The following is a 12,770-nucleotide window of genomic DNA, read 5'->3' as shown; positions in this document are numbered from 1 at the left end:
GCTATAGACACCCCATGACCTCCGATCGTCTTTTCGTCTACGGCACCCTGATGCGCGGCTTCGACCATCCGATGGCGCGGCTGCTTGCAGGACATGCGGACTTTTTGGGTGACGCGACGTGTCGCGGCCGGCTCGTTCTCGTGAAGCATTATCCCGGATTGCTGCTGTCGAACGCGGCCTCCGATGTCGTCCATGGTGAGCTTTTTCAATTGCGCGTGCCCGACGAGCTCCTGCGCGAGCTCGACATGTACGAGGCCTGCGGCGAGGGCTTTCCGGAGCCGACCGAATATCTGCGCAAGCTGATCGACGTGACGCTGCCTGATGGCACCACGGAGAAGGCCTGGACTTACGTCTACAATTGGCCCGTCATCGATCTGCCGCGCATCGAGTCCGGGCGCTTTCTCGAGCACTAGGCGCGGATGCGGACTTCACCTCTCCCGCGCAAGCGGAGCGAGGGATCGCACCTTCATCGTGGCCGGCGTTCGATCACTAAGCCGACAGCACTTCCTTCACCAGGCGCACGTCGATCTCGTGCTCGACGTAGCTCCACTCCTCGGTCTGCCTCAGCATCGCCACCAGCTCCTCGAACAGCGAGGCATCGGGGGGCGCGAACTCGAACCATGTCAGGAAGTCGAAGGGACCGCCGAGATCGCGGCTGTGATAGAGCTGCCGCGCGATGGCGGGCAGGAAACGAAGAGTGCTGGCGATGTGGTGCGACTTGTCCTCGAAGATCTTGCGGCGCTCTTCCTGCGTCAGCTCCCACCACGCCTCCGATTTGCGGATCGGAATCAGCGCCGCGGAAGTGGCCCCTAACCGGCCGAGCTCGGCCTGCACCGCGGTGAGCTGCTGCTTCTCGGCGCGCTCAGTATAGCGCGGCGTGCTCGCAACGCCGACCAGCCGCCACGCATTGCGAGAGGGCACCAGGGGCAATGAAATCGCCTCGCTGTCGGTCACCGACAGCGCCGGCACGAAGGGCAGGGGCTCGCCCACCACGGGTGAAATCGAGGTCACACGCCAGCCCCCGCTGTGGCCGCCGCGAAACATCCTGAACATGGCCTATGGAAGCGCGGAACCGGTCCGGGTTCAAGTCTTTCCGCGGTCATTCCGGGCTCGATGCTTCGCATCGCCCCGGAATGACGCCTGTGCATAGGTCGAATAACCCGGATAAGCCGGACAAACCTGACTTTTGGGCAGGCCGCGCCTATATCCGTAACCCTTCGCCCGACTCACGTTGATTCGCGCCAGACCCAGAGCCCATGCGCTTCACGCCCCAGTTCCTCGACGAGCTTCGTGCCCGGCTTTCGGTCTCCGAAGTCGTGGGCAAGCGCGTGAAGCTGAAGAAGGCCGGGCGGGAATGGAAGGGGCTGTCGCCGTTCCAGCAGGAGAAGACGCCGTCCTTCTACGTCAACGACCAGAAGGGATTTTACCACGACTTCTCCTCCGGCAAGCACGGCGACATCATCACCTTCGTGATGGAGACCGACGGCCTGCCGTTCGCCGAGGCTGTGGAGCGGCTCGCCGGCATGGCGGGCCTGCCGCTGCCGGCGGTGACGCCGGATGCGGCGCGGCACGAGCAGCGGCGCCGCACGCTGCATGACGTCATGGAGCTCGCTGCAAAATTCTTCGCCGAGACGCTGGCCTCGCGCGCCGGCGCCAAGGCGCGCGGCTATCTCGCCGATCGCGCGATCTCGCCGGCGACGCAAGTGCAGTTCCGCCTCGGCTATGCGCCGCCGCCACCCGAGCGTTTCGCGCTGAAGGAGCATCTCGGCAAGCTCGGCGTCTCCATCGAGGACATGATCGAGACCGGGCTGCTCGTTGCCGGCAACGACATTCCCGTGCCCTACGATCGCTTCCGCGATCGCGTGATGTTTCCGATCACGGATCTGCGTGGCCGTGTCATCGCCTTCGGCGGGCGCGCGCTGGAGAAGGACGTTCCGGCAAAATACCTGAACTCGCCGGAGACGCCGCTCTTCCACAAGGGCGACAATCTCTACAATCACCAGACCGCGCGCAAAGCCACCCACGATGGTAGCGCGCTGATCGTGGTCGAAGGCTATGTCGACGTCATCGCCATGGTGACAGCAGGCTTTGCAGGTGCCGTGGCGCCGCTCGGCACCGCGCTGACCGAAAACCAGCTCACGCTGCTCTGGAAGATGGCGGACGAGCCGATCCTCTGCTTCGACGGCGATCGTGCCGGACAGAAGGCGGCTTATCGCGCGGCCGACTTGGCCTTGCCATTTCTTGCGCCGGGCAAGAGCCTGCGCTTTGCGCTGCTGCCGGAAGGGCAAGACCCCGACGATCTCGCCCGCTCGGGCGGTCGCGGCGCGATCGAGGATGTCATTGCTGCGGCGAAGCCGCTCGCCGAGATGATTTGGTCGCGCGAACTCGAAGGCGGCAACTTTGCCACGCCCGAGCGTCGCGCCGCGCTGGAAGCGCGCGTCAAGGAGCTGTCCAACGGCATCCGCGACGAGGTGGTGCGGCGCTATTATCGCGACGATTTTGCCGAACGGCTTCGACGCACCTTCGCGCCTGAGGGCGGGCGCGGCGGTTTTGCCGGCCGGGGCAATTTCCAAGGCAATTCCGGCCGCTCCTTCCAGCCGCGCAACGGGGGACAGGCGAATCGATTCGGGGGTCAGGGATTCGGCAGCCAGGGGCGGCGTGGGGCCTCCGGTCCCGCCTTTATTCCCTCCGGCCCCTACCAGGCGGCGAGCCCCCAGCTGGCGGCCAGCCCGATCATGAAGGGCCAGCGCAGCGCCATATCCCGGCGCGAAGCCCTGATCCTGCAAATCCTGATCAACCACCCCTGGCTGCTGCACGACCACCTTGAGGAGGTCGCCGCCCTGGAGCTGGCCCATCCCGAGGCCCATAAGCTCCGGGCCGGCATCATCGCCGCCTTCGCCAACGACCACCACCACTCGCCGGACCCCGGCGAGCTGGCCGAGAAGATGCGAGCCGACATCGAAAAGGGCGGATTTTTACAGCTTCTTCAAAGGGTTGAGAACGGCATCACGACCGCGGCGGTGTGGGGTGCCCGCGAGGGCGCCGCCCGGGACGACGTTCTCTCCACCTGGCACCAGCTCGTTGCCTTGCATCGGCAATACCATTCACTACTTAGAGAACTGAAGGACGCCGAGCTGGCCTTGGGGGAGGACCCCAGCGAGGCCAATTTGGCGTGGCTGCGTGACGTCAAGGCTCGGATAGGAGAAGTCGACGGTACCGAGGCCCTGATCGAGGGTTTTGGCGAGCTGTCGGGCCGGTTCCAGAAGAGCGTGTGATGAAAGAATCATGCGGACGGCCGGGACCGGAACCGCTAAAAGACTCGCCAAATCCAAGGTTTGGCGGCAAAAACAGGGTTAATCGAGGCTTAACGGTCTTGTAGCACTTTGGCCACCAGGCGGCCGCAGGCAGAACAGACGCGTCAGGAATGAATCCGCGCAATCGCTGTTGGCACTACACCTGCATCCGCTGCGACAAAGAGGCTCACGAAGCGTTAGGCAAATCCGGCGAGAGAGAAGGTCGGGGTGGCGAGAGATATCCGCGCCGCCCTTTCCGTGTCGCGATCTGACGAAGCGAGAGCGTCGAACAACAGGTTCAAGTGAATTCAGGCGGGCGGGCCGTTCGGCCTTCTGCATGAAGCGCGTTTAGGAGCAATGGATGGCCACCAAGGCAAAGACGCTGCAGGCGAAGGACAAAGAAAAGGACGACAAGGCAGCGGACGCGCCGGAGAAGGACTCCCAGGACGCGCCGTCGCCGTTGCTCGATCTGTCCGACGCGGCCGTGAAGAAGATGATCAAGCAGGCCAAGAAGCGCGGCTTCGTGACCTTCGATCAGCTCAACGAAGTTTTGCCGTCCGACCAGACCTCCCCCGAGCAGATCGAGGACATCATGTCCATGCTCTCGGACATGGGCATCAACGTCACCGAAGCCGACGATAGCGACGGCGAGGAGGACAAGGACGAGGGCGGCGAGGACGAGACCGATAACGAGCTCGTCGAGGTCACCCAGAAGGCCGTCACCGAGGTCAAGAAGAGCGAGCCGGGCGAGCGCACCGACGACCCCGTGCGCATGTATCTGCGCGAGATGGGTACGGTCGAGCTCCTGTCCCGCGAAGGCGAAATCGCGATTGCGAAGCGCATCGAGGCCGGCCGCGAGGCGATGATCGCAGGCCTCTGCGAAAGCCCGCTGACCTTCCAGGCCATCATCATCTGGCGCGACGAGCTCAACGAAGGCAAGATCTTCCTTCGCGACATCATCGATCTCGAAGCGACCTATGCCGGGCCCGACGCCAAGGGCGGCATGAACACCGCGATGATCGGCGGTCCGACCGGCGAGAACGGCGAAGCGTCCGCCGAAGGCGGCGAGGCCGCTGTCGTGAACGGAGCTGCGCCGGCGCATGTCGCTCCGCCCGCCGCGCCGCCGTCGCCGACCCCGTTCCGCGCCGCGCCTGCGCCCGGCAATGCCGGCGAAGGCGAGAAGGATCCGGGCGAAGCCGCCGCCGAAGCCGACATGGACGAGGACGACGAGTTCGAGAACCAGATGTCGCTCGCGGCCATCGAGGCCGAGCTCAAGCCGAAGGTCGTCGAGATCTTCGACAAGATCGCCGACAGCTACAAGAAGCTGCGCAAGCTTCAGGAGCAGGACATCCAGAACCAGCTCGAGAGCACTTCGCACGGGCCCTCGCTGTCGCCGCACCAGGAACGCAAATATCGCAAGCTGAAGGACGAGATTATCGTCGAGGTGAAGTCGCTGCGCCTGAACCAGGCGCGTATCGACTCACTGGTCGAGCAGCTCTACGACATCAACAAGCGCCTCGTGTCGCACGAGGGCCGCCTGATGCGCCTTGCCGATAGCCATGGCGTCGCGCGTGAGGACTTCCTGCGCAACTACACCGGCTCCGAGCTCGATCCGCGCTGGCTCAACCGCGTCTCGAAGCTCTCGGCCAAGGGCTGGAAGAACTTCGTCCATATCGAGAAGGACCGCATCAAGGACCTCCGTCACGAGGTGCACCAGCTCGCCGCGCTCACCGGCCTCGAGATCGTCGAGTTCCGCAAGATCGTGCACTCCGTGCAGAAGGGCGAGCGCGAGGCACGCCAGGCCAAGAAGGAGATGGTGGAAGCCAACCTCCGTCTCGTGATCTCGATCGCCAAGAAGTACACCAACCGCGGCCTGCAGTTCCTCGACCTGATCCAGGAAGGCAACATCGGCCTGATGAAGGCGGTTGATAAGTTCGAATACCGCCGCGGCTACAAGTTCTCGACCTACGCCACGTGGTGGATCCGGCAGGCGATCACCCGCTCGATCGCCGACCAGGCGCGCACTATCCGCATCCCCGTGCACATGATCGAGACGATCAACAAGATCGTGCGCACCTCGCGCCAGATGCTCAACGAGATCGGCCGCGAGCCGACCCCGGAAGAGCTCGCCGAGAAGCTCGGCATGCCCCTGGAGAAGGTCCGCAAGGTCCTCAAGATCGCCAAGGAGCCACTGTCGCTCGAGACCCCGGTCGGTGACGAAGAGGATTCACACCTCGGCGATTTCATCGAGGACAAGAACGCGATCCTGCCGATCGACGCCGCGATCCAGTCGAACCTGCGCGAGACCACGACGCGCGTGCTCGCCTCGCTCACCCCGCGCGAAGAGCGCGTGCTGCGCATGCGCTTCGGCATCGGCATGAACACCGACCACACGCTGGAAGAAGTCGGCCAGCAGTTCTCGGTCACCCGCGAACGTATCCGCCAGATCGAAGCGAAGGCGCTGCGCAAGCTGAAGCATCCGTCGCGGAGCCGGAAGTTGCGGTCGTTCCTGGACAACTAATTCGGATCGTCGTGCCCGGGCCAGTCCCGGGCATTCATCCAAACGAAAACGGCGGGCCGAAAGCCCGCCGTTTTCTATTTGTGCCGACGCTTCGCGAGTCGGACGGAGCCTACTTCTTCTTCGCGCCGACCCGGTCGAGGGTCTTGATTGCCAGCGGCGGGCGGCCGGACTTTTCCGCGATCTCGCGGTCCTGCTCCATGATGAAACCGCGCGCGGGCTCGTCGCCGTCCAGGCCTCCGAGCAGCTCCGCAGGCACGCGCCGGTTGGAGCGTTGGGAGCCGTCTTCGTAGAAGACGTTGAAAAAGGCGAACTCGCCCTTGGGATTGGTTCCAGGTTTTTTGGCCATGGCGGGCTTGTCGTCGATCAGGGCGCTATAGTCAAATGACTTTGGCGGGTTTTCCGGTGGTCACACGGACCTGTCGCGGCGGTCTCGGCTGCGCAATCGATCGATGAAGTCCGTTTGCTGGATGTTCGGATGCGTCCGGCGCTTCGTAAAATCCGATGCAACCCTTCGCTCAACAAACGGCGGGCCGCAAAGCCCGCCGTTTATTTTTGGTCTTCAGCGTCGCCCGGGGCTGGCGGGGCGACAACCTAGAATAGAATACTATAACTTGCGCCATAGCGTGGCAAGGCAAATCGTTGACGCCGTGATGTCGCATCGAGCGCGTCAGATATGCGCTGATCGCGACATCTGGTTTCGATGCGCATCAAAGCAATTGTTTGGATGGCCAAATCACTTTGTTCATATTTCCCGCTCTCGCAACGCAACGAGAGGTGCGTGCTTTGTAAAAATGCGCGTTCGCCTGCACGTCTTCCGTCCGCGTGCACAGGTTGTGTTCCATTGTGCGAACGAGTTCCATATCCGTGGTTGCACATCTCACTGCGTACACGTGACGAGTTCCGCTACGACGAGCCACTTCTCCACCGACAACGCCATTCAACAGATACTCGGAGCGCAGGTGGGAAGATGAGTGAGGCCGTTACGGCGCCACCAGCTCCACGCGCCGGTTGAGCGCGCGGCCGGCGTCCGTAGCGTTGGAACCGACTGGTGCCAGCAATCCGACGCCGGCGGTGCGCAGCCGCGTCTGCGCGATCCGAAAGCTTTTCACGAGTTCGGCTGCGACCGCTTCGGCGCGGCGCTTCGAGAGATCGAGATTGTACTCGTAAGCGCCCTGGCCGTCGGTGTGGCCGACGATGAAGACGTTGAGCTGCGGCTGACTCGTCAGCAGCTTTGCGATCTGCTCCAGCGTCGGGCGGCTCTCCGGCTTCAGCACCGCCTTGTCGGTATCGAAATAGATGCCGTAGAGCGCGATGTGACCGGTCTCGCCAAGACCCTTCGCCATCGCGGCGGCATCGACCATCTTGTTCGCGATGGCGCCGAGCTCGGCGACTGTAACCTGCGCATAAATGTCCTGGTTGTTCTGGCTGACGATGACGCTGGCATAGGTCTCGCGCCCGCCTTCGGTCTTGCGGCCGGCAAAATAGCGGTAGTTGAAGCCGTCGACCCACATCTGCGGCACCGGCAGCGTGTCGATCGCCTCGGTGAAGGGAATCGCACCGCAGGCGTCGGTGTCGCAGGCGAGCAAGGTCTCGAAGCCGGCTTTCGCAAGCTGCGTCTCGAAATTGCGCGACACTTCCAGGATCGAGGGGCCGGGATTGGTGCGATAGGCGATGCGGAAGATGCGGCCTTCGAGCCGCCGCGCATCTGCCGGCTGGCCGTCCCTAAAGGCGGCCGCCTGCATCCGTGCGGCGTCAAAATCCTTCGTCACGTAGCCGGTGATGACGCTGCCGGTGAAGCGGCCGATGCCGGGATAGTCGCGGCTGCCTGCGACATCGCGGGTCTGCGCGGCGGCGGCCGTGGCGGTGAAGGAGAGCAGGGCGAGGACAGCGAGCATCCGGTGCGGAATGGGCATGGTGATCTCGATCGGTTGGGGACGGGGCGAGCGCAATTCATTTGTCGCGGCCAAGATACGATCGGTTCTGACGATCGGTTCTGGCGAGGATCTGCCGCTTTGACGCGAATCCGGTTCCCGGGCATGATCGCGCGCTTCCGCGTTCATTCTTCAAAGGATTTTCCCGCATGTCGAGACTCGCCCTGGCCACCGCCTTCATCCTCTGTCTGGCCGGCGGATCGGCGCAGGCCGCGCGTTGCGGCGGCGACTTCAACAGCTTCGTCGCCAGCATGAGCTCGGAGGCGCAAGGAGCCGGCGTCTCGGCGAGCGTGACCAGCGCGGCCTTCAGCGGTATCGCCCAGGATGGCGCGGTGCTCGCCTTCGACCGGCGCCAGCGCTACACCTTCAACAAGAGCTTTGAACAGTATGTCTCGACCCGCGTCGGCCCTGGCCGCATCAATGGCGGCAAGGCACTGTTGCAGCGCCACGCGGCGCTGCTCTCGCGCATCGAGCAGCAGTTCGGCGTGCCCCGCTATATCCTGGTCGCGATCTGGGGGCTGGAAAGCGATTTCGGCAAGGGCGACATCGGCAAGCTGCCGGTGATCCGCACGCTCGCCACGCTCGCGCATGATTGCCGCCGCACCGAGCTGTTCCAGGGCGAGCTGCTCGCCGCGCTCAAGATCGTGCAGCGCGGCGACCTGCCGCTGCGCGACCTCATCGGCGCCTATGCCGGCGAGATCGGCCAGACCCAGTTTCTGCCGTCGTCCTACATCAAATACGGCGTCGATTTCGACGGCGACGGCCACGTCGATCTGCGCCACAGCGTGCCCGACGTGCTCGCCTCGACCGCGAACCTGCTTCACACCAGCGGCTTCAAGATGGGCCAGCCTTACGGCGAAGGCACCGCCAATTTCGAGGCGATGCGGGAGTGGAACAGAGCGGTGATCTACCGCAAGACGATCGGCTATTTTGCGGATCGGCTGGCGGGGCAGTGACCACATACTCGGTGTCATCGCCCGCCTTGTGCGCACTTGCGTACTGGGGCGGGCGATCCAGTATTCCAGAGGAGGCGCGGCTAGAACCGAGAAGCCGCGGCGTACTGGATGCCCCGGTCAAGCCGGGGCATGACAGCGGTGGTGTGGCGACAGCGGAGCACGCAGCGGCGATGCCGTCGCGTCACGCCTACTTCGCCGTCCCCTTTGCCATCTTCTCCAGCTTCCGCTGCAACGGCGCCCAATAGGTCCCGGGGCGAAAGCGCTGCAAAATGTCCATGAAGCGGGCGTCGTTGCCGATCAGGATGCGGGGCTGGTTGTTCTCGATGCCCTTGATGATGCGCAGCGCGGCGTCTTTCGGCGTGGTCTTTGCCGCGTTCTCGAACCGCTCGATCGATTGCGCGCGGCGCGCATTGTCGGTGACGCCGACCCCGGTGCGCGAATTGCGCGCGATGGCGGTGGCGACGCCGCCGGGATGCACCACCGACAGTTTTACGGGGCTGCCCGCGACCGCAAGCTCGTGCCGCACGCTCTCGGAAAAGCCGCGCACCGCGAACTTGGCGGCGGCATAGGCCGACTGTCCGGGCGGCGCGATGATGCCGAAGATCGAGGAGACGTTGACGATGTGCGCCTCTGCCAGCGTCTTCAGGTGCGGCAGGAAAGCGCGCGTACCGTGCACCACGCCCCAGAAATTGATGTCGAACAGCCACTCCATCTGCGCCTGGTCGATCTCCTCGAACGTCCCCATCAGCGCCACGCCGGCATTGTTGATGACGATGCCGAGCGCGGGATGGGCCGCGATCGCATCACGCGCGAACTCCGCGATGTCGCCGGGCTCGCTGACGTCGACGCGATGCACGCTGACCTTGCGTGCGGCACCGATCTCGGCGGCGAGCGTCTTCAATCCGGCCTCGTCGCGGTCGGCGAGCGCGAGATCGCAGCCGCGACTTCCGAGCTCGATCGCCAGCGCGCGGCCAATGCCGCTCGCCGCTCCCGTGATGGCGGCGGCGCCGCGAATGGCAGTCATGATGTCCCCCCGTCAAGCCGGTCGTGTGGAACTATGATCTACATTTTTCATGATGGAACTGAACCACCGGCGAACTGGCTCCTTAACATAGGTTACGCAAGCAAGCACTGGAGCAGCCCCATGGGACAGGCAGAACCATTTCGCGCCACGGCGTTGATCGTCGAAGACGACGTCATGCAACGGGAGATGCTCAGTCTTCTGCTGGAGGAGAGCGGCTACCAGGTCATCCAGTGCGACAGCGCCGAGGCTGCCCAGCGGGTGCTCGACAGAAGCGCCGGCGCGCTCTGTCTGATGCTGACGGACGTCCAGCTTGCGGGGCGCATGACCGGGGTCGAGCTCGCGCACGTCGCCAAGGACCGCAATCCAAAGCTCGATATCGTCGTCACCTCCGGCCGTCCCTTGGCGCAGCCGTTACCCGACGGCGCAAAATTCTGGGCCAAGCCGTGGGCTCCGCTCGACGTGCTCCGCGAGGCCGAGCTCGCGCAGCTGTCCTGACGATTGATCCGGGGGCTCGCTTTCTTGCCGTGAGGCGCGGTGATAGGGTCTGCCCATGACCTTGTCCTTCCTGCTTACCTCGCTCATCGTCGTCGCCTCGCCCGGCACCGGCGTGCTCTACACCCTGGCTGCGGCGCTGACCCGCGGCTCGCGCGCGAGCATCGCTGCCGCCTTCGGCTGCACGCTCGGAATCGTGCCGCACATGATAGCTGCGATGCTTGGGCTTGCCGCGGTGCTGCATACCAGCGCGCTCGCCTTTGCCGCGCTGAAATGGGGCGGCGTCGCCTATCTGCTCTACATGTCCTGGCAGGCGCTGCGTGAGACTGGAGCGCTCGCGGTCGATGGCGAGATCAAGGAGCGGTCGAGCCGCCGCGTCATCGTCACCGGCTTCCTGATCAACATCCTCAACCCGAAACTATCGATCTTCTTCCTGGCCTTTCTGCCGCAGTTCATTGCGGTGGATGAAGCCCATGTGCTGGCGCGGATGCTGGAATTGAGCGGCGCCTTCATGGCTATGACCTTTGCGGTGTTCGTCCTCTACGGTCTCTGTGCGGCGTCGGTACGCGATCGCGTCATCTCCCGCCCGCGTGTCATGGCCTGGCTGCGCCGCAGCTTTGCCGCCGGCTTTGCGGCGCTTGGTGCCAAGCTGGCGTTTGCGGAGCGCTAGGCTTCTCCTTCATCTCTCCCCGCTTGCGGGGAGACGCCGCAGCAGAGTGCGGCCAATAAAAAAGCGGGCCTTGCGCCCGCCATCCTCAAACTCTCTCGACCTTACCCGACGCCCGGGCGGAGCGAGGCTCCACCCGGGCAAAGAACATGCTGGCTACTTCTTCTTGGCGGCCTTCTTGGCCTTTTTCTTCGTCGCCTTCTTCGCCTTCTTCGCTTTCTTAGCCATAGTATCCTCTCAAGGGTTCATGGTTAAACGCGACACGAGGGATGCTCGGCGGAGGGCCAGCCTCGCAACATCCTCGACCACAAACTCAGCAGATTCGCGGGCGGCTGCCCCGTGCTGTCACATCTGTGTCATTACGTTATCCACAGCTCAGATGCGTTTTCGGGTGATTTTTGCCCACGAATCCGCATCGCGATGCGCATCGGCGTGGCCGCGCAGGGAGACCGCGACATGCCTAATGATCCGATAATCGCGGCGCACTGTTCATGAATCCAAAACCAAGGGCGAGCTTTCGCAGATCGCAGTGAGGTTCCGTTAAGTGCAATCCGCGCATTCTTCTCCGCAAGAACGCGGGGAAGGGTCATGGACGAACGGCTGCCAGAGATGGGGGGTGCGACGCTGCGCGTGCCGCACGCGCCATGCTGAACGTACCGACACTCTGGACGGTCTTCGTCGTCAACTTCCTGGCGCTTGGCCTGATCTGGGCCTACGTGACGCGCTCCTATCCGAAATTTGCGGCCGCGCGGTTCTGGATGGCATCGTCGTTCGTCGGCGCCGCCGGCGCGATGACGGCCCTAGTCCGCCTGTTCGTCGCCTCTCCCCTGCCGCTTCTTGTCGGCGCTGCCGGTATCATCGCGGCGAGCTGCCTCGCCGCCATGGGCATTCAGCGCTTCTATGACCGGCCGGTCTCATGGCGCGTCATGGCCGCAACGGGGGTGCTAAGCCTCGCCGGCGTCGTGTTCTTCATGGTCGGCTTCGAGCACATGCAGCTGCGCATGCTCAGCTACACGCTCGGCCAGGCCTTGCCGCTGGTGCTGGCGCTGCGTCTGCTCCTTGCGCCGCCGGAGGGCCGCGTCAGCCCGGGCGCGCGGCTGTCCGGCATCGTCATCCTCACCATCATCGGGATCTTTGCGGTTCGCACGCTGGGTAATCTGCTCGGCCACGATTTCTCGGCGCGCGCCGGCGGTCAGGCTCATGGCGTCATGGTGCTGGGCCTCCTGTTCCTGTCGATGACGCTCAATTTCGGCTTCCTGCTGATGGCGATGGATCGCCTGCGCAACGAGGTCGCCGACCTCGCGCTGCTCGACGATCTCACCGGCGTCGCCAACCGGCGCCATTTGTTGCAGCGCCTGTCCGAGGAATGCGCCCGGTCTGAGCGCAGCGGCGAGCCGTTCTCGCTGCTGGTGATCGATCTCGACGGCTTCAAGGCCATCAATGACTCCCATGGTCACGCCGCGGGCGATGCCTGCTTGCGGCACTTCACCCTGATGGCGCAAACGCGGCTGCGGCCGGGCGACATGCTGGCCCGCACCGGCGGCGACGAGTTCTGCGTCGTGCTGCCGTCCTCGTCCCTGCGCGAGGCTGCCGCGATCGCCCGCCGCGTGCTTGAGGTCTGCCGCCAGGACGCCGCGGCCTGTACAACCAGGGACATCCCGATCGCGATCTCGATCGGCGTTGCCGAATGGGACCGCGGCATCGGCCAGTTTCCGGACCGCCTCATCGCCCATGCCGACCACGCCCTCTATGACGCCAAGAAAAACGGCAAGAACGACTTTGCCGTCTACGATCCGGCTCCGCCGCTCTCGCCTGAGCGGCCCGGGCTCGGCGAGGCCACGCGCAAATTCGCATGAAGCCTGCTAGGATTTGGGCCCGCCTTGGAC

11 protein-coding genes are annotated in these 12,770 nt (G+C 64.3%); 7 read left to right on the top strand and 4 right to left on the bottom strand.

What is annotated here, in order from left to right:
* Positions 1-14 precede the first annotated feature (14 nt).
* Complete coding sequence (locus AB7Z56_RS37270; RefSeq protein ID WP_063985489.1) at positions 15-413, top strand: gamma-glutamylcyclotransferase family protein; 399 nt, start codon at positions 15-17, stop codon at positions 411-413.
* Between the two features lie 76 nt (positions 414-489).
* On the opposite strand, the gene AB7Z56_RS37265 is transcribed toward AB7Z56_RS37270, so the two are convergent.
* Positions 490-1,053, bottom strand: coding sequence for a chlorite dismutase family protein (locus AB7Z56_RS37265; protein WP_063985488.1), 564 nt, complete (start codon positions 1,051-1,053; stop codon positions 490-492).
* Positions 1,054-1,256: 203 nt separating this feature from the next.
* Between AB7Z56_RS37265 and dnaG the strand changes: the two genes are divergently transcribed.
* Together dnaG and rpoD are read left to right on the top strand one after the other, a co-directional pair.
* Positions 1,257-3,275, top strand: coding sequence for a DNA primase (gene dnaG / locus AB7Z56_RS37260; RefSeq protein WP_063985487.1), 2,019 nt, complete (start codon positions 1,257-1,259; stop codon positions 3,273-3,275).
* A 379-nt stretch (positions 3,276-3,654) separates the two neighbouring features.
* Positions 3,655-5,814 carry an RNA polymerase sigma factor RpoD gene (gene rpoD / locus AB7Z56_RS37255; RefSeq protein WP_063985486.1) on the top strand — a complete coding sequence of 720 codons (2,160 nt, stop codon included), beginning with the start codon at positions 3,655-3,657 and terminating at the stop codon, positions 5,812-5,814.
* Between the two features lie 109 nt (positions 5,815-5,923).
* On the opposite strand, the gene AB7Z56_RS37250 is transcribed toward rpoD, so the two are convergent.
* Entirely contained in the window at positions 5,924-6,160 is a 237-nt protein-coding gene (locus tag AB7Z56_RS37250) for a hypothetical protein (RefSeq protein WP_028150700.1), read from the bottom strand.
* 634 nt (positions 6,161-6,794) lie between these two features.
* Positions 6,795-7,727, bottom strand: coding sequence for an OmpA family protein (locus AB7Z56_RS37245; protein ID WP_187387816.1), 933 nt, complete (start codon positions 7,725-7,727; stop codon positions 6,795-6,797).
* 167 nt (positions 7,728-7,894) lie between these two features.
* Here AB7Z56_RS37245 and AB7Z56_RS37240 point away from each other — a divergent pair, with 167 nt between their 5' ends.
* Entirely contained in the window at positions 7,895-8,701 is an 807-nt protein-coding gene (locus AB7Z56_RS37240) for a lytic murein transglycosylase (protein WP_063985485.1), read from the top strand.
* A gap of 187 nt (positions 8,702-8,888) precedes the next feature.
* On the opposite strand, the gene AB7Z56_RS37235 is transcribed toward AB7Z56_RS37240, so the two are convergent.
* Positions 8,889-9,725 (bottom strand): SDR family NAD(P)-dependent oxidoreductase, encoded by an 837-nt coding sequence (locus AB7Z56_RS37235; RefSeq protein ID WP_063985484.1) that lies wholly within the window; start codon positions 9,723-9,725, stop codon positions 8,889-8,891.
* Positions 9,726-9,845: 120 nt separating this feature from the next.
* Here AB7Z56_RS37235 and AB7Z56_RS37230 point away from each other — a divergent pair, with 120 nt between their 5' ends.
* The 3 genes from AB7Z56_RS37230 (at position 9,846) to AB7Z56_RS37220 (ending at position 12,740) form a co-directional block, all read left to right on the top strand.
* On the top strand, positions 9,846-10,220 hold the full coding sequence (locus AB7Z56_RS37230) for a response regulator (RefSeq protein WP_028150703.1): 375 nt from the start codon (positions 9,846-9,848) through the stop codon (positions 10,218-10,220).
* Between the two features lie 55 nt (positions 10,221-10,275).
* Entirely contained in the window at positions 10,276-10,887 is a 612-nt protein-coding gene (locus AB7Z56_RS37225) for a LysE family translocator (protein WP_063985483.1), read from the top strand.
* 641 nt (positions 10,888-11,528) lie between these two features.
* Positions 11,529-12,740, top strand: coding sequence for a GGDEF domain-containing protein (locus tag AB7Z56_RS37220; protein ID WP_063985482.1), 1,212 nt, complete (start codon positions 11,529-11,531; stop codon positions 12,738-12,740).
* Positions 12,741-12,770 lie beyond the last annotated feature (30 nt).

The sequence above is a fragment of the Bradyrhizobium sp. 482_C4_N1_8 genome (genome assembly GCF_052075965.1).
In the GTDB taxonomy this organism is placed as follows: domain Bacteria; phylum Pseudomonadota; class Alphaproteobacteria; order Rhizobiales; family Xanthobacteraceae; genus Bradyrhizobium; species Bradyrhizobium barranii.
Note: the sequence above shows the minus strand (reverse complement) of the source record. Positions and strands in the feature narration are given on the sequence as shown.

Excerpts from the sequence above, each read along its gene's own strand:
- AB7Z56_RS37230 (WP_028150703.1), top strand. The coding sequence starts at position 9,846 with ATGGGACAGGCAGAACCATTTCGCGCCACGGCGTTGATCGTCGAAGAC.
- AB7Z56_RS37245 (WP_187387816.1), bottom strand. The coding sequence starts at position 7,727 with ATGCCCATTCCGCACCGGATGCTCGCTGTCCTCGCCCTGCTCTCCTTC.
- AB7Z56_RS37270 (WP_063985489.1), top strand. The coding sequence starts at position 15 with ATGACCTCCGATCGTCTTTTCGTCTACGGCACCCTGATGCGCGGCTTC.
- AB7Z56_RS37240 (WP_063985485.1), top strand. The coding sequence starts at position 7,895 with ATGTCGAGACTCGCCCTGGCCACCGCCTTCATCCTCTGTCTGGCCGGC.
- AB7Z56_RS37250 (WP_028150700.1), bottom strand. The coding sequence starts at position 6,160 with ATGGCCAAAAAACCTGGAACCAATCCCAAGGGCGAGTTCGCCTTTTTC.
- AB7Z56_RS37220 (WP_063985482.1), top strand. The coding sequence starts at position 11,529 with ATGCTGAACGTACCGACACTCTGGACGGTCTTCGTCGTCAACTTCCTG.
- AB7Z56_RS37235 (WP_063985484.1), bottom strand. The coding sequence starts at position 9,725 with ATGACTGCCATTCGCGGCGCCGCCGCCATCACGGGAGCGGCGAGCGGC.
- AB7Z56_RS37225 (WP_063985483.1), top strand. The coding sequence starts at position 10,276 with ATGACCTTGTCCTTCCTGCTTACCTCGCTCATCGTCGTCGCCTCGCCC.
- dnaG (WP_063985487.1), top strand. The coding sequence starts at position 1,257 with ATGCGCTTCACGCCCCAGTTCCTCGACGAGCTTCGTGCCCGGCTTTCG.
- AB7Z56_RS37265 (WP_063985488.1), bottom strand. The coding sequence starts at position 1,053 with ATGTTCAGGATGTTTCGCGGCGGCCACAGCGGGGGCTGGCGTGTGACC.
- rpoD (WP_063985486.1), top strand. The coding sequence starts at position 3,655 with ATGGCCACCAAGGCAAAGACGCTGCAGGCGAAGGACAAAGAAAAGGAC.